21 protein-coding genes and 2 tRNA genes are annotated in these 22,283 nt (G+C 66.1%); 10 read left to right on the forward strand and 13 right to left on the reverse strand.

All coding sequences use genetic code 11. From position 1 onward, the window contains the following. Positions 1-2: 2 nt before the first annotated feature. From hemW to J2W23_RS12390, 5 genes are read right to left on the reverse strand one after another with little or no spacing between them, the layout of a single operon-like run. Positions 3-1,274 carry a radical SAM family heme chaperone HemW gene (gene hemW / locus J2W23_RS12370; RefSeq protein ID WP_307648949.1) on the reverse strand — a complete coding sequence of 424 codons (1,272 nt, stop codon included), beginning with the start codon at positions 1,272-1,274 and terminating at the stop codon, positions 3-5. 7 nt (positions 1,275-1,281) lie between these two features. Further along, a complete protein-coding gene (locus J2W23_RS12375) occupies positions 1,282-1,881 on the reverse strand; it encodes a non-canonical purine NTP pyrophosphatase (RefSeq protein ID WP_176659270.1) in 600 nt (199 codons plus the stop codon). Between the two features lie 58 nt (positions 1,882-1,939). Next, positions 1,940-2,680, reverse strand: a complete 741-nt coding sequence (gene rph / locus J2W23_RS12380) for a ribonuclease PH (protein ID WP_176659269.1) — start codon at positions 2,678-2,680, stop codon at positions 1,940-1,942. Between the two features lie 36 nt (positions 2,681-2,716). After that, positions 2,717-3,622 carry a PP2C family protein-serine/threonine phosphatase gene (locus tag J2W23_RS12385; protein ID WP_176659268.1) on the reverse strand — a complete coding sequence of 302 codons (906 nt, stop codon included), beginning with the start codon at positions 3,620-3,622 and terminating at the stop codon, positions 2,717-2,719. A gap of 4 nt (positions 3,623-3,626) precedes the next feature. Beyond that, the gene (locus J2W23_RS12390) at positions 3,627-4,634 is read right to left on the reverse strand and encodes a serine/threonine protein kinase (protein WP_176659267.1); all 1,008 of its coding nucleotides are present in this window, start codon (positions 4,632-4,634) and stop codon (positions 3,627-3,629) included. Between the two features lie 91 nt (positions 4,635-4,725). Here J2W23_RS12390 and J2W23_RS12395 point away from each other — a divergent pair, with 91 nt between their 5' ends. The 4 genes from J2W23_RS12395 (at position 4,726) to J2W23_RS12410 (ending at position 8,871) form a co-directional block, all read left to right on the forward strand. Beyond that, positions 4,726-5,649 (forward strand): YicC/YloC family endoribonuclease, encoded by a 924-nt coding sequence (locus tag J2W23_RS12395; RefSeq protein ID WP_176659266.1) that lies wholly within the window; start codon positions 4,726-4,728, stop codon positions 5,647-5,649. A 17-nt stretch (positions 5,650-5,666) separates the two neighbouring features. Then, positions 5,667-6,287, forward strand: coding sequence for a guanylate kinase (gene gmk, locus J2W23_RS12400; protein ID WP_013543329.1), 621 nt, complete (start codon positions 5,667-5,669; stop codon positions 6,285-6,287). A 31-nt stretch (positions 6,288-6,318) separates the two neighbouring features. Beyond that, positions 6,319-6,522: a DNA-directed RNA polymerase subunit omega gene (gene rpoZ / locus J2W23_RS12405; protein WP_021009011.1), complete on the forward strand. Its 204-nt coding sequence runs from the start codon at positions 6,319-6,321 to the stop codon at positions 6,520-6,522. Positions 6,523-6,615: 93 nt separating this feature from the next. Further along, positions 6,616-8,871 carry a RelA/SpoT family protein gene (locus J2W23_RS12410; protein WP_176659265.1) on the forward strand — a complete coding sequence of 752 codons (2,256 nt, stop codon included), beginning with the start codon at positions 6,616-6,618 and terminating at the stop codon, positions 8,869-8,871. A gap of 22 nt (positions 8,872-8,893) precedes the next feature. On the opposite strand, the gene greB is transcribed toward J2W23_RS12410, so the two are convergent. The 5 genes from greB to hrcA all read right to left on the reverse strand — a co-directional run bounded on the left by greB (position 8,894) and on the right by hrcA (position 11,371). Continuing rightward, the gene (gene greB / locus J2W23_RS12415) at positions 8,894-9,472 is read right to left on the reverse strand and encodes a transcription elongation factor GreB (RefSeq protein WP_307648950.1); all 579 of its coding nucleotides are present in this window, start codon (positions 9,470-9,472) and stop codon (positions 8,894-8,896) included. Positions 9,473-9,515: 43 nt separating this feature from the next. Next, positions 9,516-9,920 carry a hypothetical protein gene (locus tag J2W23_RS12420; protein WP_307648951.1) on the reverse strand — a complete coding sequence of 135 codons (405 nt, stop codon included), beginning with the start codon at positions 9,918-9,920 and terminating at the stop codon, positions 9,516-9,518. A gap of 187 nt (positions 9,921-10,107) precedes the next feature. Next, positions 10,108-10,184 (reverse strand) — tRNA-Arg (locus tag J2W23_RS12425). A 71-nt stretch (positions 10,185-10,255) separates the two neighbouring features. Continuing rightward, positions 10,256-10,332: transfer RNA gene (locus tag J2W23_RS12430), tRNA-Ile, on the reverse strand. A 31-nt stretch (positions 10,333-10,363) separates the two neighbouring features. Then, positions 10,364-11,371: a heat-inducible transcriptional repressor HrcA gene (gene hrcA, locus J2W23_RS12435; RefSeq protein ID WP_013543356.1), complete on the reverse strand. Its 1,008-nt coding sequence runs from the start codon at positions 11,369-11,371 to the stop codon at positions 10,364-10,366. Positions 11,372-11,402: 31 nt separating this feature from the next. On the opposite strand from hrcA, the gene J2W23_RS12440 reads away from it, so the two are divergent. From J2W23_RS12440 to rapZ, 3 genes are all read left to right on the forward strand, one after another. Continuing rightward, positions 11,403-12,314 (forward strand): NAD kinase, encoded by a 912-nt coding sequence (locus tag J2W23_RS12440; protein WP_176659262.1) that lies wholly within the window; start codon positions 11,403-11,405, stop codon positions 12,312-12,314. Between the two features lies 1 nt (position 12,315). After that, on the forward strand, positions 12,316-13,998 hold the full coding sequence (gene recN / locus J2W23_RS12445; RefSeq protein ID WP_176659261.1) for a DNA repair protein RecN: 1,683 nt from the start codon (positions 12,316-12,318) through the stop codon (positions 13,996-13,998). Positions 13,999-14,080: 82 nt separating this feature from the next. After that, complete coding sequence (gene rapZ, locus J2W23_RS12450) at positions 14,081-14,956, forward strand: RNase adapter RapZ (protein ID WP_307648952.1); 876 nt, start codon at positions 14,081-14,083, stop codon at positions 14,954-14,956. Positions 14,957-14,958: 2 nt separating this feature from the next. Here rapZ and mutY read toward each other — a convergent pair whose 3' ends face one another. The 3 genes from mutY to mutM all read right to left on the reverse strand — a co-directional run bounded on the left by mutY (position 14,959) and on the right by mutM (position 18,908). Continuing rightward, a complete protein-coding gene (mutY, locus tag J2W23_RS12455; RefSeq protein WP_307648953.1) occupies positions 14,959-16,002 on the reverse strand; it encodes an A/G-specific adenine glycosylase in 1,044 nt (347 codons plus the stop codon). A 37-nt stretch (positions 16,003-16,039) separates the two neighbouring features. Further along, the gene (locus J2W23_RS12460; protein WP_307648954.1) at positions 16,040-18,007 is read right to left on the reverse strand and encodes a dynamin family protein; all 1,968 of its coding nucleotides are present in this window, start codon (positions 18,005-18,007) and stop codon (positions 16,040-16,042) included. Positions 18,008-18,095: 88 nt separating this feature from the next. Beyond that, the gene (gene mutM, locus J2W23_RS12465; RefSeq protein ID WP_307648955.1) at positions 18,096-18,908 is read right to left on the reverse strand and encodes a bifunctional DNA-formamidopyrimidine glycosylase/DNA-(apurinic or apyrimidinic site) lyase; all 813 of its coding nucleotides are present in this window, start codon (positions 18,906-18,908) and stop codon (positions 18,096-18,098) included. A 70-nt stretch (positions 18,909-18,978) separates the two neighbouring features. Here mutM and J2W23_RS12470 point away from each other — a divergent pair, with 70 nt between their 5' ends. The 3 genes from J2W23_RS12470 to ispE all read left to right on the forward strand — a co-directional run bounded on the left by J2W23_RS12470 (position 18,979) and on the right by ispE (position 22,231). Further along, on the forward strand, positions 18,979-20,826 hold the full coding sequence (locus J2W23_RS12470) for a tetratricopeptide repeat protein (protein ID WP_307648956.1): 1,848 nt from the start codon (positions 18,979-18,981) through the stop codon (positions 20,824-20,826). A gap of 140 nt (positions 20,827-20,966) precedes the next feature. Next, complete coding sequence (locus J2W23_RS12475; RefSeq protein ID WP_307648957.1) at positions 20,967-21,344, forward strand: lipoprotein insertase outer membrane protein LolB; 378 nt, start codon at positions 20,967-20,969, stop codon at positions 21,342-21,344. Next, entirely contained in the window at positions 21,341-22,231 is an 891-nt protein-coding gene (gene ispE / locus J2W23_RS12480; RefSeq protein WP_176659256.1) for a 4-(cytidine 5'-diphospho)-2-C-methyl-D-erythritol kinase, read from the forward strand. The genes J2W23_RS12475 and ispE overlap by 4 nt, the downstream gene beginning before the upstream one ends. Positions 22,232-22,283: the final 52 nt, after the last annotated feature.

Raw genomic sequence — 22,283 nt, forward strand, 5'->3', positions numbered from 1 at the left:
CCTCAATTCCCATCCGGCAGGAACAGCGTCTGCAGATCGCTCAAAAAGTCCAGGCCGCGCTCGGTCGGCCATACCCGGAACAAATCGCGCGCTACGAGCCCCTTGCGCTCGGCCTCTTCAAGCCCGCGCTGGATCGATGTCATCGCAAGCCCAGTGCGCTCACTGAATTGCGGCAGCGTGAACCCCGCCTTCAATCGCAGCGCATTGAGCATGAACTCGAATGGCAAATCGGCCAGCGACACCTCGTCGCTTTGCGACACGGCCACGCCCGCACGCGCGTTCTGCATGTACAGCCGCGGCTCGCGATAGCGCACCTGCCGCACGATGCGGTGCGCGAAGCTCAGCTTGCTGTGCGCACCAGCACCAATGCCCAGGTAGTCGCCGAACTGCCAGTAATTGAGGTTGTGCGCGCACTGGTGCCCCTCGCGCGCATAGGCCGACACCTCGTAGCGCGACATGCCGTGCTCGCCGGTCCGCTCGGTGATGCGGTCGAGCATCGCGTAAGCAATGTCGTCTTCGGGGAGCGTCGGCGGAAACTTCGCGAACCAGGTGTTGGGCTCGATAGTGAGGTGGTAGACCGAGATGTGCGGCGGCGCAAGCGCCAGCGCCTGCGACAGGTCGGCCTCGAGGTGCTCGAGCGTCTGGCCAGGGAGCGCGTACATCAGGTCGAGGTTGAAGGTATCGAAGGCACTCGCGGCCTCCTCCACTGCAGCGATGGCTTGTGCGCGATCATGCACGCGGCCAAGCGCGGTGAGGTGCTCGTCGTTGAAGCTCTGCACGCCCACCGACAGGCGCGTGACGCCCGCCGAGCGGTACGCGCGGAAGCGGTTGCGCTCGAAGGTACCGGGGTTCGCCTCGAGCGTGATCTCGCAATCGGGCGCGAGCTTCAGCCGCGCGCGCACGTCGCCGAGCAAACGGTCGATGGCCTGCGGAGAGAAGAGGCTGGGCGTGCCGCCGCCGATGAAGATGGTGTGGACGGTGCGGCCCCAGATGAGTGGCAGCGCGGCATCGAGGTCGGCCACGAGCGCATCGATGTACGTCGCCTCGGGAATGCCATCCGCATCGGCTGCGCTCGTGGCACGCCACTCATGCGAGTTGAAGTCGCAGTACGGGCACTTGCGCAGGCACCACGGCAGATGGATGTAGAGCGACAGCGGTGGCAGCGCCGAGAGCTGCAGCGGACCGGGCCGCATCCAGTGCAGCACGTCGTTGGCCTGCACAGCGTTGGCCTGGCCCGTGGGCTGCGCCGGCTGGATCGGGAAGACAGTGGCCATGTGCGGCCTACAGCCAGCGCTCGCGCATCAACGCGAGCATCGCCTGCGCCGCTCGGCCGCGGTGGCTGTTGGCGTTCTTGACCTCGGGCGGGAGCTGCGCAAAGGTCTTGCCGAAGGCGGGCAGGTACATCACCGGATCGAAGCCGAAGCCGTTGTCGCCGATCGGTGCGGGCGCAATCTCGCCGACCACGCGGCCGACGGCAATGAGTGGCTCGGGGTCGTCGTGGCTGCGCAGCGCGACCAGCGTGCTGACGAGCGCGGCGCGGCGGTTGACCACGCCGTCGAGCTGTTCGAGCAGCGCCTTGACGTTATTGGCATCGCCCTTGGCGTAGCCGAACTTCGTGGCGTAGTACGCGGTGTCGACGCCCGGCAAGCCGCCGAAGGCATCGACGCACAGGCCCGCGTCGTCGGCGATGGCCGCAAGGCCGGTGGCTGCGCTCGCGTGGCGCGCCTTGGCGAGCGCGTTCTCGACGAAGGTGCGGAAGGGTTCTTCAGCCTCGCCCACGCCCAGCGCCGACTGCGGCACCAGGGTGACGGACAACTCCGCGAACAGTTGCTGGAGTTCGGCGAGCTTGCCTGCGTTGTTGGAGGCCAGGACCAGTTTCATGGATCGATCAAAAGTGGCTGTGGCGCCCGGCCGGCGGACGTCAGTCGCTGGGAGGATTTCAATTCGAGGGGTTCGAGACCAAGGCCTGCTTCTGCAGGGTCACGAGTTCACCGATGCCCTTCTCGGCCAAGCCGAGCAGGAGGTTCATTTCTTCGCGCGTGAATGCCACGCCTTCGGCCGTACCCTGCACTTCGACAAAATGGCCAGCGCCGGTCATGACGACGTTCATGTCGGTGTCGCAGCTCGAGTCTTCGGTGTATTCGAGGTCCAGCAGCGGCGTGCCGCCGACGATGCCCACCGAGATGGCGGCCACGTGGCCCTTGATCGGCGAAGCCTTCAGCGTGCCGGCAGCCAGCAGCTTGTTGACTGCATCCTGCGCGGCGACGAAGGCGCCGGTGATGGCCGCGGTGCGTGTGCCGCCGTCGGCCTGCAGCACGTCGCAGTCGAGGTGGATGGTGCGCTCGCCGAGAGCGGCCAGGTCGAACACGGCGCGCATCGAGCGGCCGATGAGGCGCTGGATTTCCTGCGTGCGGCCGGTCTGCTTGCCCTTGGCGGCTTCGCGGCTGCTTCGGGTGTGGGTGGCGCGCGGCAGCATGCCGTATTCGGCCGTCACCCAGCCTTCGCCACTGCCTTTCTTGTGCGGGGGCACGCGCTCTTCGACCGAGGCGGTGCAGAGCACGCGGGTCTGGCCGAACTCGATCAGCACCGAGCCCTCGGCGTGGATGGTGAAGCCGCGGGTCATGCGAACGGGGCGCAGCTGGTCGGCGGCACGGCCGCCGCTTCGGGTGAAAGCAGTCATTGTTGAAACTCGAAAAAGAAAAAGGGAACCGCGCGCTCAGGTCTTGCGTGCAGCGGAGCGGCGAATGGCTTCGTTGATCTCGGCGATGGAGCGCTCGATGGCATCCTCGTCCATGTCCTCGATCTCGCCGTCCGAGGGCATGCCGGCCTGGATGGTCGAGGCGAACACGCCGTCGTCGATGGTCTCGGTGGAAATGCCACGGTCTTCACCGGGCGTCTCGGACATCTCCCACTCGAGCGCGATGAGCGTCACGTTGTCGCTGTGGGCACCGCCCTTGCGCAGCGCCATCTCGGCGAGGTCGGGAGCCGCGTCGGACACCGGCTTGCCGGAGGAGAGCGTGTGGACGATGAGCGCATCGTCGAGCACGCCCCACACGCCGTCGGAGCACAGCATGATGCGGTCGCCGCGCTGCAGTTGCAGCGGCGGCGAGATGTCGAACAGCGGCGTGGTCGGGGAGCCGAGGCAGGTCAGCAGCAGATTGCGGTTGACCGGCATGTCCGAGCCGTGGGGCTTCGGGCGCTCGGCGTGCGAGTGGTCGCGCGTGCGGGTCAGGAGGCGGCCGTCGCGCACGACGTACAGGCGCGAGTCGCCGCAGTGCATCCAGGTGGCGGCCGTACCTTGCAGCACGGCCGCGACGACGGTGGTGCGGGGCGTGTCGAGCATCGCCTTTTGGCTCGCGTACCGCATGATCTGCTGGTGCGCGGCCATCGCCGATTCGGCGAGAAAACCCTTCACGTCTTTCACGGTCGGCCGCGCCTCGCGCTGGTAGAGCGCGGCAATGGTCTGCAACGCCAACTGGGCCGCCACTTCGCCTTCGGGGTGGCCGCCCATGCCGTCGGCCAGCACGAACAGCCCCGACTCCCGCGTGTAGCAATAGCCCATGCGGTCTTCGTTCTTGAGACGCCCGCCTTTGCGGCTGACCTGGAAGACAGAGAATTTCATGGCGTCATGCGGGGCGCGTGGTGGGGGCCGCAGCCCGGGGCAGACTCTTCTTGTCGAAGGAGCGGATGTTGTCGATCGACAGCCGCACCTTCTCGCCGACGGTGAGCTTGGTATAGCGGCGCTCGCCTTCGCGGCTCAACTCCTTCTGCAGCGCAAAGACCGACTGGGGGCGGGAGAGCGGATCGAGCGACATGCACCATTCGACCACCTCGATGAGGTTGTCCGAATACACGCCGCGAAGGCGCGACAGCGACAGGCTCAGGCGGTCTTTCTCGATGCGCTTCGGTGCATCGTTGGGCGGGTAGCCCTGCATGCAGGCGTAGATGCAGGCGCCGATGGCGTAGATGTCGGTCCAGGGGCCCATCGACGAATCGCGCCGGTACATCTCGGGGGCGGCGAAGCCCGGCGTGTACATGGGGCGGATGAAGATGCCTTCCTTGCTGAGCACTTCGCGCGCGGCGCCGAAATCGATCAGCACGGCACGGTCGTCGTCGGTGACGAAGATGTTGGCCGGCTTGATGTCCAGGTGCAGCATCTTGTACTGGTGCACGATGCGCAGGCCGCGCAGGATCTCGTCGAAGAGCGAGCGGATGGTCGACTCGCGGAACACCTTCTGGCGCTTCAGGTCGCGTGCGGTGACCACGAAGTCCTGCAGGGTCGCGCCCTCCAGGTAGTTCATGACCATGTAGACGGTCTCGTTCTCGCGGAAGAAATTGAGCACGCTGACGACCGAAGCGTGCGAGATCTGCGCAAGGGAGCGGCCTTCTTCGAAGAAGCTCTTGAGCCCCAGCCGATAGAGGGACAGTTTCTCGGGCGGCACCTGCGGATGCAGCTCGCCGGGCCCGCGGGTGGCCAGCGAGGAAGGCAGGTATTCCTTGATGGCCACCTGCTGTCCGCTGGGGTCGATGGCGAGGTAGACAACGCCAAAACCACCTGCGGAAAGCCGGCGAACAACGCGGTAACCGCCAATGACCGTATCGGGCAACAGGGGCGAAGGCTTGACCTTTGACATAATCCGGGAGTTTCGCCCGAAGGCGATGGTGCGGCAAGCGAACGCTGTACCGACGCCTCGGTGCATGCAAGCAAAACCACAGTGAGGCGCAATGCCAGTTTACAGCATGACCGGCTACGCCAGCGGCCAGAACGGGTCCGCAGGCAGCCACTCCGAAGCCGATGCACGGCCTTCCGCCGCAGGCCGGCTCGGGGTAGAAATCCGCTCGGTCAACAGCCGCTTCCTCGACCTTACCTTCAAGTTGCCGGAGGAGTTGCGCCAGCATGAGACGGCGCTGCGCGAGCTGCTCACAGGCAAGCTCAAGCGCGGCAAGGTCGAGGTACGCGCGGCCATCGAGAACACTGCCCAGGCGGGCGTCGTCGAGCCGTCCGTCAAGCTGCTCCAGCGGCTCAACGGGGTGCAGGACGGCATCAAGGCCTGGCTCCCCGGGGCGCGCGAACTGAGCGTGGCCGACGTGCTCCGCCTCGCCGGCGGCGACGGTGCCACCCGCGGCGACTGGGGCCCCGACCTGCTCGACGTGGCCGGCAAGGCGCTCGAGGCGCTGATGTCGGCCCGCCAGCGTGAAGGCGCCCGGCTCGCCAAGATGCTCGAGGCGCACCTCAACCAACTGCGCGCCCTGGTTCAACAGGCCGGCCCGCTGGTACCCCAGTTGGTCGAGCAGCAGCGCAACCGCTTCCTGGAGCGCTGGCAGGAAGCCATGGGCCTGACTGCTGGCACCGGCGGCACGCTGCCTGAAGCCGCCCAGGATCGTGCGCTGACCGAGGCCACTGCCTTCGCCATCCGCATCGACGTGGCGGAAGAGCTCACCCGGCTCAACTCGCACCTCGACGAGATCGAGCGGCTGCTCAAGAAGGGCGGCGAGATCGGCAAGCGCCTGGACTTCCTGATCCAGGAACTGCACCGCGAGGCCAATACCCTGGGCTCCAAGTCGGCAGCCCTGGAACTCACGCGCATCGGCGTGGACATGAAGGTCCTGATCGAGCAGATGCGCGAACAGGTCCAGAACATCGAATGACGACGACGAACGAAAGAATGGACTACCCCGGCAACATCTTCGTGGTCGCCGCGCCCAGCGGGGCCGGCAAATCGAGCTTGGTCAAGGCGCTCATGGAGCTCGACTCGGCGGTTCAGCCATCGGTGTCGCACACCACGCGGCCGCCGCGCGGGCAGGAAAAGCACGGTCGCGAGTACTTTTTCGCCTCGCCTCCCGAATTCGACGCCCTGATTGCCGCCGACGGTTTCGTGGAGTGGGCCCATGTGCACGGTCACCGGTACGGCACGTCCAAGAAGGCCATCGAGGAGCGGATCGCCCAGGGGGCCGACGTGATCCTCGAAATCGACTTCCAGGGCGCCCTTCAGATCCGCAAGACCTTTGCGAACGCAGTGATGATCTTCATCCTGCCGCCCAGTTGGGAAGAACTGCGTTCGCGGCTCGAGCGACGCGGTGAAGACAGCGCTTCGGTCATCGAACTGCGCCTGAAAAACGCCGCAGAAGAGATGGCCCGGGCCGGGGAATTCGACTTCGTTATAATCAACGAGTTATTTGAGCGGGCACTTTTTGATCTCAAGGCAATCGTCCACGCTCAACGGCTCCGGTATTCCGCACAGCGCCGAGCACGTGCCGACACCTTTGCCGCGCTGAACATCCCCTGATCTCCCGCTCACCGACCGAAAGATACTCATCATGGCCCGCATCACCGTCGAAGACTGTCTGCTTCAGATCCCCAACCGCTTCCAGCTCGTCCTGGCCGCCACCTACCGTGCGCGCATGCTGAGCCAAGGCCACGCGCCCAAGATCGAGAGCAAGAACAAGCCCGCCGTGACCGCCCTGCGCGAGATCGCCGAAGGCAAGATCGGCATCGAGATGCTCAAGAAGGTGCCGGGCTGATCTGACGCAGCCCTGCAACGAAAAGGCACCGCAAAGCGGTGCTTTTTTTATGTCTGGACGCGTCCATGGAACGGTCACGCTAAAGTGGTAGCCATGAGCGCGGTCGCCAAACATCAGTCCCATGCCCCCTCGGGCACGCCGAAGCCGAGCCCGGCGGCGCTGAACGCGGCCGCCGCAAGCTTTGCCGCATTGACGGCGCGCCTCGACTACCTGGGCGCCGAAGACACCGAGCTGGTGCGCCGCGCCTACCGCTTCGCCGACGAGGCCCATCTGGGCCAATTGCGCAACAGCGGCGAGCCGTACATCACCCACCCCATCGCCGTGGCGGCGCAATGCGCCGAATGGAAGCTCGATGCCCAGGCGCTGATGGCGGCCCTGCTGCACGACGCCATCGAAGACTGCGGCGTCACCAAGCCCGAGCTGATCGAGCGCTTCGGCGCCCCGGTGGCGGAACTGGTCGACGGGCTTACCAAGCTCGACAAGCTGCAGTTCAATACACGCGAAGAAAACCAGGCCGAGTCTTTCCGCAAGATGCTGCTGGCCATGGCGCGCGATGTGCGAGTCATCCTCGTCAAGCTGGCCGACCGCACGCACAACATGCGCACGCTGGCCGATGCGCCGCGCGAAAAATGGGCCCGCATCTCGCGCGAAACCCTTGAGATCTACGCGCCCATCGCGCACCGCCTGGGCCTGAACCAGACCTACCGCGAGCTACAGGAGCTGTCGTTCCGCCACCTCAAGCCGTGGCGTTACGCCACGCTCTCCAAGGCGGTGGCCAAGGCACGCGGGCGACGAAGGGACCTGATCCAGAAAGTGCAGAAAGAAGTCGAGACCGCGTTCTCTGCCGCCGGCATGACGCTACGGATCGCCGGGCGCGAGAAAACGCTCTATTCCATCTACCGCAAGATGGAAGAAAAACACCTGAGCTTCGCCCAGGTGACCGACATCTACGGCTTCCGCCTGATCGTGCCGAACGTCATCGCCTGCTACACCGGCCTGGGCATCCTTCACCAGATGTACAAGCCGCTGCCCGGCAAGTTCAAGGACCACATCGCGATCGCCAAGCTCAACGGCTACCAGTCGCTGCACACCACGCTGGTGGGTCCGGCTGGCGTAAGCGTCGAGTTCCAACTGCGTACCGAGGCGATGCACGTGGTGGCTGAATCCGGCGTGGCGGCGCATTGGCTCTACAAGGCGGCAGAGCCGAACGGAGCGAGCAACGACCGGCTGGGCACCAAGTGGCTGCAGTCGTTGCTCGACATCCAGGACGAGACGCGCGACGCCGCCGAGTTCTGGGACCACGTCAAGGTCGACCTCTTCCCCGACGCGGTTTATGTCTTCACGCCCAAGAGCCAGATCATGGCGCTGCCGCGCGGCGCCACGGTGGTGGACTTTGCCTACGCCATCCACAGCAACATCGGCGACCACACCTCGGCCGCGCGCATCAACGGCGACCAGGTGCCCCTGCGCACCGAGCTCAAGAACGGCGACGTGGTCGAAGTGATCACGGCACCCGTGTCGACCCCCAATCCCGCTTGGCTCGGCTTCGTTCGAACCGGCCGGGCGCGCTCCAAGATCCGCCACTACCTGAAGACGCTGGCCCATGCCGAATCCGAGGGTCTGGGCGAGAAACTGCTCGCACAGGCACTGCGCGCCGAGGGTCTAGGCAAGCTGCCTGAAGAGGACGAGGAACACCAGGCTCTGTGGGAAAAGCTGCTGCGCTTCACCGGAAACCGCACCCGCTCGGAATTGCTGACCGATATCGGCCTCGGCAAACGCATCGCGAGCATCGTCGCCAAGCGGCTCATGGCGCTGCTGGCCGAGTTGGGCGAACGGCCCGACGCCCTGCTGTTGAGCCGCGAGCGCTTCATTCCGCACGAAGCTGTGTCGCAGGGCGCGGTCACGCTCGACGGCAGTGAAAACTCGTCGGTGCGCTTTGCGCTGTGCTGCCGACCCATTCCAGGCGACCAGATCGTCGGGTATCTCGGGCATGGCGAAGGCTTGGTCGTGCACACCGAGGACTGCGGTGTCGGCCAGCGGCTGCGCCACAAGGACAGCGAGCGGTTCTTTGCAGTCGAATGGGCGGACGAGCCGACGCGCGCCTTCGAGACCGGCGTGGTGATCACGGTCCGCAACGACAAGGGCGTGCTGGCGCGCGTGGCCGCCACGCTGGCGGACGCGGAAGCCGACATCACGCATGTGGAGATGGCCGATGAGACACCGCAGGATTCGACCGACCTTCGGTTCGTGATCGCGGTGCGCGACCGCGCGCACCTCGACGCCGTGCTGCGCGCCGCCCGGCGGACCGCATCGGTGCTGACTGCGGCGCGAACGGTTCCGGCGCCCTGAAAAAAACCGGCTGCGCGACGCGTCAGTCCGCCGCCGGGCGCGGCACCGGATAGCTCACCGACAGAATCTCCACCTCGTGCGCCCCGCCCGGCGTCACCAGCTTCACCACATCGCCTTCACGCGATTTGAGCAATGCCCGCGCGATCGGGGAAATCCAGCTGACTTGCGATTGAGCGCTGTCTGCTTCGTCGATACCGAGAATCGTGATGGTGCGCTCGTCGTCGCCAGTCTCATCGACATAGCGAACCGTGGCGCCGAAGAAGACCTGATCACTGCCGTGATGCACCGACGGATCGGTGACTTCCGCGATTTCGAGGCGCTTGGTGAGAAAACGAATGCGCCGGTCTATCTCGCGCAAGCGCTTCTTGCCGTAGAGATAGTCGCCATTTTCCGAGCGGTCGCCATTCTTGGCGGCCCAGTGCACGGCCTCGACGACCTTCGGGCGTTCCTCGTCCATCAGTTGGAGCAATTCATCGCGCAGGCGCGCGTAACCCGATGGCGTGATGTAGTTCTTGCTGCCAGCCGGCAGGGCAGGCACAGCGCCGTCGGCGCCGTCGTCATCCGCGTCGTTGTCGGTTTCCTTGGTGAATGCCTTGTTCAACGAAGAACCTCTTGAATAGGAAGTACGGGAAGCCCGTGTCGCGTCAGCCCAGGTCCGAGCGCTTGCAGTCGAACGTCACGCTCGGCTCGACACTTCGCAAGGCGGGGATCTTGTTGACGAAAACCACCCCTGCCCTCACCAATTGCCAATCGCCCGACTTGAACAGCTTGAAGAGGCTCGTGACCTCGTCTCCGGCAGCAGGAATGGCGTTGAAGAGATAGATGGGCTCGCCGGAAGAGGTGCCGTCCATGCTCACCAGTTCGGCGCGCATCTTTCCCATGGTCTCCGTGTCCTTTGTCCTGGAGCGCACGATGTCCATGTTGACGGTGCGCGAGTGATCGTCGATCGAAATCCTGCGAATCCAGTTGAATGAGCCGGCCGCGCCGACCGGGCTCGGCACACATGCAATGGTTCCAGCGAATGCCGAACCTGCTGCCGAAAGCAGCAACAGGAGTTGGCATGCGCGCCGCGCCGTTCGAATATTCATGATCGCCCTGATCCGTTTTGACTTGAACGGGGACTTTAGCGTCCGAGAGCCAGGACGGTAGCGGCCGTTTGATCGGCTGCGTTTCTGTGGTTCACGTCACCCAAAAGAAAATGGCCTAGAAGGTAAACCTTCTAGGCCATCAAGAGAGTGGTGCGGCTGGCAGGAATTGAACCCACGACCCCTTGGTTCGTAGCCAAGTACTCTATCCAACTGAGCTACAGCCGCACAGCTTGCAATTATAGCATGCGTTTTTTGACCTTCTGGACTTGCATCATCGAAAGTTGCAAATGCAGTGTTGGTAGGCCGTGATGGGCTTGAACCATCGACCAACGGATTATGAGTCCGCTGCTCTAACCAACTGAGCTAACGGCCCACTGGGCCACGATTCTATTCGCCGCCGCGGCCTACTTGCGGTGGCTCAGCGCATTGCTGACCAGCCGCGACGTGATGTCGACGATCTGGATCATGCGCTCGTAGGGCATGCGCGTCGGCCCGATCACGCCCAACGTGCCCACCACCTGCCCATCGACCTCATAGTTGGCGCTGACGATGGAGAGCTCCTCGAACGGCACCACCTGGCTTTCACCGCCGATGAAGATGCGCACGCCCTCGGCCTTGCTCGACACATCGAGCAGGCGCATCAACTGCGCCTTCTGCTCGAAGAGCTCGAAGGCGCGACGCAACTGGCCCATGTCGCTGGAGAAGTCGGTCACCGCGAGCAGGTTGCGTTCGCCAGAGATCACGACGTCGTCTTCCTGGGCCTCGGTCAGCACTTCGGAACTCACCTGGACCGCCGCCTGCATGAGCGCAGCAATTTCGCCGCGCAGCTTCTCGACCTCGGACTGCAGGCGATCGCGCACCTGCTCGATCGTGAGTCCCGCGTAGTGCGCGTTGATGTAATTGGAAGCCTCGACCAGTTGCGACTGCGAATAGTCGGCCTCCGGAAAGATCACCCGGTTCTGTACGTCGCCATCGGGCGAGACGATGATCACGAGCAGCCGGTTCTCCGACAGCCGCAGGAACTCGATCTGCTTGAACACCGAGGCGCGGCGCGGCGCCATCACGACGCCGACGAACTGCGAGAGGTTCGACAGGATGTTCGCCGCGTTGGCAATCACCTTCTGCGGCTGGTCGGGTGCGAGGCTCGGCGTACTCATCTGCTCGCGCTGGGCGGTCAGCATGGTGTCCACGAACAGCCGGTAGCCGCGATGCGTCGGGATGCGGCCGGCCGAGGTGTGCGGGCTGGCAATCAGCCCCAGCGCCTCGAGGTCGGACATGACGTTGCGGATGGTCGCCGGCGACAGGTCCAGCCCCGACGAGCGCGACAACGTGCGTGACCCGACGGGTTGCCCGTCGGCGATGTAGCGCTCGACGAGCGTCTTGAGCAGCAACTTGGCACGGTCGTCCAGCATTGCAAGATTTTAGTGTTGTAATTTGTGAGATATGACCTCCCGCTTCCGTCACGTCGCCCTGATCGGCAAATACCAGGCTTCCGGCGCCAGAGCGCAGGCGGATGCGCGCGACGGCGTCATGGAGACCATCGGCACCTTCCTGGAATCGCAGGGTTGCAAGGTCTTCGTCGAGCGTTCGACCTGCGATGAGGTGGACGCCGACGCCCCCGCCCATCCGCGCTACGAAGCCCTTTCGGTCGAAGAAATCGGCCAGCGCTGCGACCTCGGCCTCGTGGTCGGCGGCGACGGCACCATGCTTGGCATCGGCCGGCAACTCGCCAGCTACGGCATCCCGCTGATCGGCATCAACCGCGGCCGGCTTGGCTTCATCACCGACATCCCGCTCGACAACTTTCAGGCCACCCTCATTCCGATGTTGGCCGGCGAGTACGAGGAAGACCACCGCAGCCTGATGCATGCGCAGGTCATGCGCGACGGCGTCTCGGTGTTCGACGCGCTCGCCATGAACGACGTGGTGGTCAACCGCGGCGCCACCTCGGGCATGGTCGAGCTGCGCGTGTCGGTGGGCCGCCATTTCGTGGCCAACCAGCGCGCCGACGGCCTGATCATCGCCACGCCTACCGGATCGACCGCCTATGCGCTGTCGGCCGGCGGGCCCTTGCTTCATCCGGCCGTGCCCGGATGGGTGCTGGTGCCGATCGCGCCGCACACGCTTTCGAACCGCCCGGTGCTGTTGCCGGATGCCGACGAGATCGTGATCGAGCTGGTCGGCGGGCGCGACGCCAGCGCCAATTTCGACATGCAGTCACTGGCCTCGCTCGCGATCGGCGATCGCGTGGTGGTGCGCCGCTCCGACTTCCGGGTGCGCTTCCTGCACCCGAAGGGCTGGAGCTATTTCGACACGCTGCGCAAGAAACTTCATTGGAACGAAGGGGGCTCCTGAAATGGCGCTGCGACGCATCGCACTGCGCGACTTCGTGATCGTGCGATCACTCGAACTCGACCTGTCCGGCGGCTTCACGGTGTTGACCGGCGAAACCGGCGCGGGCAAATCCATATTGATCGACGCGCTGCAACTGGCGCTGGGCAACCGGGCCGACGCAGGCGCCGTGCGCGAAGGCGCCGAGCGCCTGGACGTGAGCGCCGAATTCGACGCCGATCCGGCCCTGGGCAGCTGGCTCGACGAAGGCGGTTTCGAAGCCGGTGACGCGCTGCTGCTGCGTCGCACTGTCGACCTGCAGGGACGCAGCCGCGGCTGGATCAACGGCAGCCCGGCCACCGCCACGCAGTTGCGCGAACTCGGCGATCGCCTGCTCGACATCCACGGCCAGCACGCCTGGCAGAGCCTCACGCGCCCCGAGGCCGTGCGCGGCCTGCTCGACGCCTACGCCGGCGTGCGAACCGATGCGCTCGACGCCGCCTGGCAAGGCTGGCGCCAGGCCCTTTCCGCGCTCGAACACGCGCGCTCGGCGCAAGACTCGCTGCAACGCGAACGCGAGCGGCTGCAGTGGCAGATCTCCGAGGTCGCCAAGCTCGCGCCCGGCGCCGACGAGTGGGAAGAGCTTTCGACCAACCACTCGCGCATCTCCAACGCCCAGGCGCTGATCGACGCGGCGCAGGGCGCGAGCCAGGCGCTCGAAGACGACGACAACGGTGCCCTCTCCGCCCTCACGCGCGCGGCCACGCTGCTGCAGAACTGCGAGCACATCGAGCCCGAATTCCGCACGCTGGGCGAGGTGCTGGCCTCCTGCGTGGCGCAGGCCTCGGACGCCGCCCACACGCTGCACGGCTACCTGCGCGACGCCGAGGCCGATCCGCAGAGTCTGGCCGAGCTGGACGAACGCATGGGCCTCTGGATGTCGCTCGCGCGCCGCTACAAGCGCACGCCGGGCGAGTTGCCCGCGCTGCTGGCCGGCTGGCAAGCCGAGTTGCAGGCGCTGGATGCGCAAAGCGATCTCGAAAGCCTGGAACGCGCCGAACAGAACGCCCAGCAGGCCTACCTGAAAGAAGCCAAGGCGCTCGGCAAGGCCCGCAAGCAAGCCGCCCCGCGCCTCGCCCAGGCCGTCACGCAGGCCATGCAGGGCCTCGGCATGCAGGGCGGACGCTTCGAAGTCGAGCTGCAGCCGCTGGCGCAACCCAGCCGCGCGGGCCTCGAAGACATTGCCTTCCTCGTGGCCGGCCATACCGGCAGCACGCCGCGCCCCATCGGCAAGGTGGCCTCGGGCGGCGAGCTCTCGCGCATCGCGCTGGCCATCGCCGTGACGACCAGCCAGCTCGGCGCGGCACAGACGCTGATTTTTGACGAGGTCGACGCCGGCGTCGGCGGTGCGGTCGCCGAGACCGTCGGCCGCCTCATGAAGCAACTGGGCCGCGACCGCCAGGTGCTGGCCGTGACCCATCTGCCGCAAGTGGCCGCCTGCGCCGACCATCACCTCGTCGTGGCCAAGCGCCAGACGGCGGGCGCCGGCAAGGATGGCCCGCGCACCGAGAGCGGCGTGTCTCGCCTCGACGACGACACCCGCGCCAACGAAATCGCCCGCATGCTGGGCGGCGAAAAGGTCTCGCAGACCTCGCTCGCGCATGCCCGCGAGATGCTGGGCCACAAGACCTCGGCGGCCACGCCATGAGCGCAGCGCCGGACCGCCCCACGCAAGCGAACGCCCCCTTGGGGGGCGACGCTTACACATCCGTGAAACGGCTGGAGGCACCATGAACCTCGACCTGGTGCTCATCACCGGCATGTCGGGCTCGGGCAAGTCCGTGGCGCTGCATGCACTGGAAGACGCCGGCTACTACTGCGTCGACAACCTGCCGCCCGAACTCCTCACCGCGTTCATCGCGCTGCAGCATGAGCAGCAGGCCACGCGCGTGGCCATCGCGATGGACGTGCGCAGCGGCGTGTCGCTGCCGATCGTTCCGCAGCAGCTCGAAGCGCTGCGCCGTAACGGCGTGTCGCTGCGATCGCTCTTCCTCGACGCAACCACCGACGCGCTGCTGCGCCGCTATTCGGAATCCCGCCGTCGCCATCCGCTCTCGCTCCAGGAGGGCCGCACTGACGTGCCCGAGCAGCATCGCGTGCTGGTGCAGGCCATCGAGCTGGAGCGCGAACTGCTGGCCGACCTGCGCGACGGCGCCGACGTGATCGACACCAGCCTCATTCGCCCTGCGCAATTGCAGAGCTACATCAAGGCGCTGATCTCCGCGCCGCAGAGCGCGCTCACGCTGGTGTTCGAGTCGTTCGCCTTCAAGCGCGGCGTGCCGCTGGATGCGGACTACGTGTTCGACGTGCGCATGCTGCCCAATCCGCACTACGTGCCCGCCCTACGCGCGCTCACCGGTCGCGACACACCGGTGATCGAATGGCTGCGCGAGCATGAAGACGTGGCGCGCATGTACGACGACATCGAGCAGTTTCTGTCGCACTGGCTCGACGCGCTGGCACGCGACCATCGCAGCTACGTCACGGTGGCCATCGGCTGCACGGGCGGGCAACACCGCTCGGTGTTTCTTGTGGAGCAGCTGGCGCACACCTTCGGCGCGCGCTGGGGTGCGCTCAAGCGGCACCGCGAGCTGGACGCCAGCTAGGCTCAGCCCAGAGTCGCGCCGCGGCTCTCCAACAGCTTGCGCACCGGCGCGGGCAGCCCCAGCCGGGCCCATTCTTCTGCTTCGACCCAGCGCGCAACGTCGCCTTGCGGTTGCACGCCTTCCAGCAGTACCGGATGCAGGTGCAGGTCCTTGTGGGTCAGAACGTGGACGAAAGGCGGGAGGTCCTGCACGCCGCGCTGTGCAGCCGATGGCAGCACAGCGAGCAGTTCGTCGCGGCTGTCGAACACCGGCAGGCAATGAAGCCCGGCCCAGATGCCCTTCGCCGGCCGCTTTTCCAGCCAGATGCGCCCCTCTGCATCGCGCGCCAGCAATACCCAGAGCGACTGCGCGCTGCGCTTGAGCTTGCGGGTCTTGACGGGATAGCGCTCGGGCGAGCCTTCACGCAGACCCACGCAGGTCTTGTTGACCGGGCAGATCATGCAGCTGGGCTTGCGCGGCAGGCAGACGGTGGCACCGAGGTCCATCACCCCCTGCGTATAGCTCGCGATCGCCTCGCGCTCCTCGGCGCGCGGAAGGAGTTGCGTCGCCTGGTCCCACAGCGCGCGCTCCTGTGCGGACGAAGACATGTCGCCGCCGAAACCGAGCACGCGCGTCAGCACGCGCTTCACGTTGCCATCGAGGATCGCCACGCGCTCGCCGAAGCAGAACGCCGCGATCGCGGCGGCCGTCGAGCGGCCGATGCCAGGCAGGGTCACGAGATCGGCCGCGGTGTGCGGGAACTCGCCGCCGAAGCGCTCGACGACGTCCTGCGCGCAGCGGTGCATGTTGCGCGCGCGGCTGTAGTAGCCGAGGCCGCTCCAGAGCCCGAACACCTCGTCCTCGGTGCCTGCAGCCAAGGCCTTCACATCGGGAAAGCGTTCGAGAAAGCGCGCGAAGTAGCCGAGCACCGTCGTGACCTGCGTCTGCTGGAGCATCACCTCCGACAGCCAGACGCGGTACGGATCGCGGGTGTTCTGCCAAGGCAATTCGCTGCGCCCGTGGCTGCGCTGCCAGCTGACGATCTGCGCGGCGAAATCCGGCGGCATCTGCTGCGAACCGGCTGCCGCCGCGGAAGCGAAGCGCTCAGGCCGCACGCAACTCGCTGACGGCGGCCGCGACAGCAGCCTGTGGCTTGCCTTGCTGCGTGATCAGCGAGGTGAACTCACGCAGGCGGGCGTGCAGCTCGGCCAGATTGGTCTCTTGCGCAGCCAGCTCGAGCAGCCGTTCGTCGAGATTGCCCGCCGCGTTCTGGATGCGCTCGATTGCCTCGATGCGCTTGCTGAAATTGCGCCGGCGCTCCTTGAGCTGCGCATCGATCTGCGCGCTCGCGCCCTTGCTCCAGCGCTCGACCTCGGTCATCGCGGCTTCGTTGACCAGACGCAGGCGGCTGGCCAGCGCGCGAACCAGCTTGTCGCAGAAATCAGCCTGCGCGAGCTTGAGCAGGTTGCCCACGCCCAGGTAGTGGATGTGGCTGCGCTCGATCTGGCTGAGCTCCTGCTCGAAGCCGGTGAGATCGGGCTCGGCCGGTGCCTGCAGCGTGAAACCCTGCTCGGCATTGAGCTGGCGGAAGGTGGCGTGCAGCATCGACTGGATCTCGGCCGTCGTCGCCTGCACTTCACGCAGGTTGTTGCGCAGCGAATCGAAGGTCTCGCCGTACACCTTGCGCACGTTGAGCTTGATGCCGGGGCGCTTGAGCGCGGCCGACAACCGCACCATGTCGGCCTTGAGCGCGGTGCGACCGAGCACGGCATACACCTCGCGCAGCAGCTTGCCCTGCACCGAGCGCAGCGCCAGGATGCGGGTGTTGCTGCCCTCGAACTCGGCGTGCTCCTGGTCGATGCGCGAGCGCATGTGGCGGATCACCGAGACGTTCTTGCCGCGGAGGCCCTGCAACTCGAGCGCCTGCTCCGACAGGTCGCGCTGGCGCACTTTCAAAATGCGTTCTGCCTCGGTGCGCAGCGCGGTCATGCCGGCATCGACGGCCAGGCGCAGCATGGTCTCGCGCTTGCCGAGCACGCCTTCGCCCAGCAGGGCTTCGAGCGCTGGCAGGCGGCTGGCTTCGAGCAGGCGGGGGTCGTGCTGGATCTTGGCCTGCAGGCCCTTCTGCGCGGACACCGGCAGCACCTGCGCGAGCGGCACTTCGAGCAGCCGTGCGGCGCTGTCGCGCTGGCGCTCGATCTGCATCTCGATCTGCGCGTGGGTGCTCAGCGAGTCCCACATCGTGTCGATCTTGTTGAGCACGACGAAGCGCGTGTTGCCGCCTTCGTCCTCGGTGATCAGGTGTTCGCGCCAGATCGAGAGGTCGGAGCGCGTCACGCCGGTTTCGGCGCCCAGGATGAAGACCACGGCGTGCGCCTGCGGGATCAGGCTCACCGTCAGCTCGGGCTCGGCGCCGATCGCGTTCAGGCCAGGCGTATCGAGAATGACCAGCCCCTGCTCCAGCAAGGGGTGCGGCATGTTCAGGACAGCATGGCGCCAGCGTGGAATTTCGACGCGGCCTTCGGCGTCCTGCACGGGGTTGTCGTCGGGTGTCTCGGGGTTCCAGAAGCCCAGGGCGCGGGCCTCGTCCTTGCTCACCCAGCGGACTTCGGCGACCTTGCCCATGGCCTGGGCCAGTTGCTCGGCATTGCCGACCTCGATCGGAATCTCGGTCCAGCGGATCGACTTTTCGCGCCAATGGGTCAGCGAATGCGGTTCCAGGCGGGTTTCGATCGGCAGCAGCCGCAGCTTGGGCGCGATGGCGGGGTCGTAGCCCAGCTCGGTCGGACACATCGTCGTCCGCCCCGCGCTTGCCGGCATGATTCGGCGCCCGTAGTCGGCAAAGAAGATCGCATTGATCAGCTCCGACTTGCCGCGTGAGAACTCGGCCACGAACGCGACCATCACCTTGCTGGTGCGGATCTGCAGTTCGAGGCTCCGCAGGCGCTCGGCCACGGCCTGGTCGAGCAGCTCGTTCTCGGTCAGCCAGCGGGACAGCCACTGCAGCCGATGGGCGAAATTGCTCCGCCACGCACCGTGCTGATCGAGTTGTTGGTTGAAAGAGCGGCTCAAGGGAAATATGTAAGAAAGAGCTTACAAATATAGCATCGCAAACCGTGCAGCGCCTGTTTATGGGGTATTCAATCGCAGGCGCAACGCGCTACTTTTGACAATTAGGACAAAAATAAGTGGAGCGCTGCCCTTGGCGGAGCTGCCGGATCGGCGTTGCGCAGACCCGACACGGCTCGCCGGCCCGGCCATAAACGGTGGCTTCGAGCTGGAAATAGCCGTTTTGCCCGTCCACGTTGGAGAAGTCGCGCAGCGTGCTGCCACCCTTTTCCACCGCCCTGGCCAGGATTTCGCGCACCGCCGCATGAAGCCTGGCCGCCCGCGGCCGGCTGATGCGCGCAGCCGACAGCGTCGGGCGGATGCCGGCCTGGAACAGCGCCTCGGACGCATAGATGTTGCCTACCCCCACCACCACATCGCCCGCCAGCAGCACCTGCTTGACGGCCGTCTTGCGCTTTCGCAGCCCGGCCTGGAAGGCATCGAGATCAAAAGCATCGCCCAGCGGCTCCATGCCCAGCCCGCCGAGCAGCTTGATGGCCCAGGGCGCCCCCTCGTCGTCTACATAGACCACGGCGCCGAAGCGGCGCGGATCGTTCAGTCGCAGGGTGCCGCGATCGGTGACGAGGTCGAAGTGATCGTGCGTGCCCGGCGGCGGCAACGCCGCGTCGAAGCGCAGGCTGCCCGACATGCCCAGGTGCAACAGCAGCAGGCCCTGGTCCAGATCGATCAGCAGGTACTTCCCGCGCCGCCGCACCTCGCGCACATGCCGGCCGACCAGCGCCTCGGGCACGACCATCAAGGCCCATCTCAACGGTTTTCCGATGCGGACGGATTCGATGCGCGCGCCCGCGATGCGATCGGCGAAACCGCGGCGTGTGACTTCGACTTCGGGTAGCTCAGGCATGAAAGTAAAACTCCGGCGAAGACGAAGCCCCACGCGACGCTCGTTCAAAAGCCTCGATTATCATGATTCGATGATTCCATCGCCCCGCCGACACCGCCTTGCGGCGGCCGCATCTCTCGTGCTGCTGGCTTGCGCGGTGAACGCGCAAACCTCCGATCCCGCCGCCCCCAACAGTCCGGCGCCCATCATCGAGCGCAACGCGCCGTCGAGGCCCGCCGTCCGGCCCCGAACCACAGCTCCCAAACCCGCGAGCGAGCCCGCGCCGCAACCCTCGGCGCTGACCGCCGACCTGTTCTACGAAATCCTGATGGGCGAGATGACCGCCCGCTCCGGCGACCCCGGCTCCGGCTACGCGCTGGTGCTCGACGCGGCACGCCGGCTGCGCGACGGCAAGCTGTTCCAGCGGGCAGTCGAGATCGCGCTGCAATCGCGTTCGGGAGATGCCGCCCTCGCCGCAGCCCGCGCCTGGCAAGAGGCGCTGCCCACGTCGCGCGATGCAAGGCGCATCGAATTGCAGATCCTGATTGCGCTCAACCGCATCGGCGAAACGGTCGAGCCCTTGCGCGCCGAAGTGGCTGCCACCTCGCAGATCGAGCGTCCGCTCCTGATGGCGGTGATTGCGCGCAACTATTCGCGCGCCTCCGACAAGAAGCTGGCGGCTTCGGTGGTCGAGCGGGCACTGGTCGACGAACTCAAAAGCCCGACCACCGGCGGCCTTGCCTGGGCCACCGTGGGCCGGCTGCGCCTCAATGCCGGAGACAACTCCGGCGCCCTGGAGGCTGCGCGCAAGGGCCAGGAAGTCGATCCGGCCTCCGACGCCCCGCCCGCACTGGCACTCGAACTGATCGATCCAAGCCAGCCGCTGGCCGAGCCAATCGTGACGCGCTACCTCGCAAGCAACACCAAGGCCACGCCCGACCTGCGCATCGCCTACGCGCGCGTGCTGGTCGAGAACCGCCGCTACAACGACGCCCAGACGCAGCTGCAGGCACTCACCACGGCGCGCCCCGAACTGGCGGAGCCCTGGTTGCTGCTCGGCAGCCTGCAGATGCAGGCCAGGCAAGACAGCGCGGCGGAGACCTCTCTCAAGCGCTACATCGATCTCTCCTCGAGCCAGAGCAACAAGGACACCGACGCGGCCGATCGCAAACGCGGCGTGACGCAGGCCTACCTTGCCCTGTCGCAGTTGGCGGAGCGGCGCAAGGACCTCGCGGGTGCGGAACGCTGGCTCGCGCGCATCGACAGCACCGAGGACCTGACCCTCGCCCAGACCCGCCGCGCGGGCCTGCTGGCACGCCAGGGCAAGCTGCCCCAGGCACGCGAGATCATCCGCGCCCTGCCGGAGCGCACGCCCGACGACAAGAAGCAGAAATTCCTTGCTGAAGTGCAGTTGCTGCGCGACGCCAAGCAATACCAGGCCGCCTACGACATGCTGGCCCAGGCCTCCGCTGCCGCGCCCGACGACGGCGACCTCGTCTACGACCAAGCCATGGTGGCCGAGAAGCTGAATCGCCTGGACGACATGGAACGGCTGTTGCGCCGGCTGATCCAGTTGAAGCCCGAAAGCCAGAACGCCTACAACGCCTTGGGCTACTCGTTCGCCGATCGCAAGATCCGGCTCGACGAGGCCCGCACGCTGATCCAGAAGGCGGTGCAGCTGGCACCGGAAGACCCGTTCATCGCCGACAGCCTGGGCTGGGTCGAATTCCGGCTCGGCAACACAGCCGAGGCCATCCGCATCCTCGAAGCCGCTTACAAGACCCGGCCCGATCCCGAGATCGGTGCGCACTTCGGCGAAGTGCTGTGGAGCGTCGGCCAGAAGGATCGCGCAGTGACGATCTGGAAGGAAGCACTGCTGAGCGATGCCGAGAATGAAACCCTGCAGGAAACGCTGAAGCGCCTGCGCGTCAAGCCGTGACCGTGCTCACCTCCGGGCTGCAGGCCGGTCGCCGCGGGTTTCTGGCGGCGGGCGGGGCCACTCTTCTTTTGATAGCGGGTTGCGCCCAATTGACGGGGGGCTCCTCGGCGCCGCGAGGCTCGGACAGCTGGAGCGGCCGGATGTCGCTGCGCATCGACAGCGAACCGGTCCAGACCTTTTCCGCACTCTTCGAGTTGCGCGGCTCGCCCGATACCGGCGAACTCACGCTCACCACCCCCATCGGCAATACGCTTGCTCAATTGCACTGGTCGCCGGGCGAAGCCCTGCTCAAGAACGGCAGCGATACCCGCCGCTATGAATCCGTCGATGCCCTGATCGAAGCCGCCACTGGCGCGGCGATTCCCGTCGGTGCGCTGTTCGGCTGGCTGGCCGGGCGCAACGAAAACGTCCCCGGCTGGCGTCCGGAGCTGAGCCAGCTCGCGAACGGGCGCCTGCAGGCCACGCGCGAGTCCCCGAGCCCCCGGGCAGACCTGCGCATCGTGTTCGAGCGGTCATGAAGGCCCTCTACGATCTTCCCGCACCGGCCAAACTCAACCTGTTCCTGCACATCACCGGCCGGCGCGACGACGGCTACCACCTGCTGCAGTCCGTCTTCATGCTGATCGACTGGTGCGACACGCTGCACATCGAACTGCGGCGCGACGGCCAGCTGACCCGCGAAGACCTCACGACCGAACTGCCCGCCGACGACCTGATCCTGCGCGCCGCCCGCGCACTGCAGGCGCACGCCGCGCCCGGCCAGGGTGCACACATTGGCGTCGCGAAGCATGTCCCGGCTCAGGCGGGAATGGGCGGCGGGTCTTCGGATGCAGCCACCTGCCTGCTGGCGCTCAACCGCCTGTGGAACCTGAACCTGCCCTTGTCGCGGCTCGCGCAAATCGGATTGAAACTGGGCGCCGACGTGCCCTTCTTCCTTGGCGGACACCACGCATGGGTCGAGGGCATCGGCGAGGAAATCACGCCCGTCACCCTGCCGTCGGCACGCTTCGCAGTGGTCAAGCCGACCGAAGGATTGGATACCCGCCTAATTTTTTCTGCAGATGATCTTGAACGCTCAACTCCTGTTGCTATAATCTCGGGCTTTGCTGCAGATAGCGAACAGCTTGAAGCCCCAAACCTCGCGGACTTAGGTCACAGGGTTTTCGACTTCGGCCACAACGACCTGCAGCCGGTTGCCCAGCGACTTTGCCCCGCGGTCACCGATGCCATCGAATGGCTCGGCGCCCAAGGATTGAAGGCCCGGATGACCGGCTCCGGAAGTTCGGTGTTCGCGAAATTGCCGCAAGGGCCGCATGAAGCGGAACTGGTCGAAGCCCCCGTGGGCTGGCAGGTTCGTCAATGCAGCAACCTGGCTGTTCATCCTCTGGTAGGTTGGGCAACCTGAAATGGTCGAATCGCTTTTGCGGTCCGACGCGACATATATCGGTTGATGGTGC

The sequence above is a fragment of the Variovorax boronicumulans genome, assembly GCF_030812215.1.
Classification (GTDB): domain Bacteria; phylum Pseudomonadota; class Gammaproteobacteria; order Burkholderiales; family Burkholderiaceae_C; genus Variovorax; species Variovorax boronicumulans_C.

Excerpts from the sequence above, each read along its gene's own strand:
- J2W23_RS12470 (WP_307648956.1), top strand. The coding sequence starts at position 18,979 with ATGATTCCATCGCCCCGCCGACACCGCCTTGCGGCGGCCGCATCTCTC.
- J2W23_RS12475 (WP_307648957.1), top strand. The coding sequence starts at position 20,967 with ATGTCGCTGCGCATCGACAGCGAACCGGTCCAGACCTTTTCCGCACTC.
- gmk (WP_013543329.1), top strand. The coding sequence starts at position 5,667 with ATGGACTACCCCGGCAACATCTTCGTGGTCGCCGCGCCCAGCGGGGCC.
- J2W23_RS12395 (WP_176659266.1), top strand. The coding sequence starts at position 4,726 with ATGCCAGTTTACAGCATGACCGGCTACGCCAGCGGCCAGAACGGGTCC.
- hemW (WP_307648949.1), bottom strand. The coding sequence starts at position 1,274 with ATGGCCACTGTCTTCCCGATCCAGCCGGCGCAGCCCACGGGCCAGGCC.
- rph (WP_176659269.1), bottom strand. The coding sequence starts at position 2,680 with ATGACTGCTTTCACCCGAAGCGGCGGCCGTGCCGCCGACCAGCTGCGC.
- J2W23_RS12410 (WP_176659265.1), top strand. The coding sequence starts at position 6,616 with ATGAGCGCGGTCGCCAAACATCAGTCCCATGCCCCCTCGGGCACGCCG.
- J2W23_RS12440 (WP_176659262.1), top strand. The coding sequence starts at position 11,403 with ATGACCTCCCGCTTCCGTCACGTCGCCCTGATCGGCAAATACCAGGCT.
- ispE (WP_176659256.1), top strand. The coding sequence starts at position 21,341 with ATGAAGGCCCTCTACGATCTTCCCGCACCGGCCAAACTCAACCTGTTC.
- mutY (WP_307648953.1), bottom strand. The coding sequence starts at position 16,002 with ATGCCGCCGGATTTCGCCGCGCAGATCGTCAGCTGGCAGCGCAGCCAC.
- recN (WP_176659261.1), top strand. The coding sequence starts at position 12,316 with ATGGCGCTGCGACGCATCGCACTGCGCGACTTCGTGATCGTGCGATCA.
- hrcA (WP_013543356.1), bottom strand. The coding sequence starts at position 11,371 with ATGCTGGACGACCGTGCCAAGTTGCTGCTCAAGACGCTCGTCGAGCGC.
- J2W23_RS12385 (WP_176659268.1), bottom strand. The coding sequence starts at position 3,622 with ATGAAATTCTCTGTCTTCCAGGTCAGCCGCAAAGGCGGGCGTCTCAAG.
- J2W23_RS12390 (WP_176659267.1), bottom strand. The coding sequence starts at position 4,634 with ATGTCAAAGGTCAAGCCTTCGCCCCTGTTGCCCGATACGGTCATTGGC.
- rpoZ (WP_021009011.1), top strand. The coding sequence starts at position 6,319 with ATGGCCCGCATCACCGTCGAAGACTGTCTGCTTCAGATCCCCAACCGC.
- J2W23_RS12375 (WP_176659270.1), bottom strand. The coding sequence starts at position 1,881 with ATGAAACTGGTCCTGGCCTCCAACAACGCAGGCAAGCTCGCCGAACTC.
- mutM (WP_307648955.1), bottom strand. The coding sequence starts at position 18,908 with ATGCCTGAGCTACCCGAAGTCGAAGTCACACGCCGCGGTTTCGCCGAT.
- rapZ (WP_307648952.1), top strand. The coding sequence starts at position 14,081 with ATGAACCTCGACCTGGTGCTCATCACCGGCATGTCGGGCTCGGGCAAG.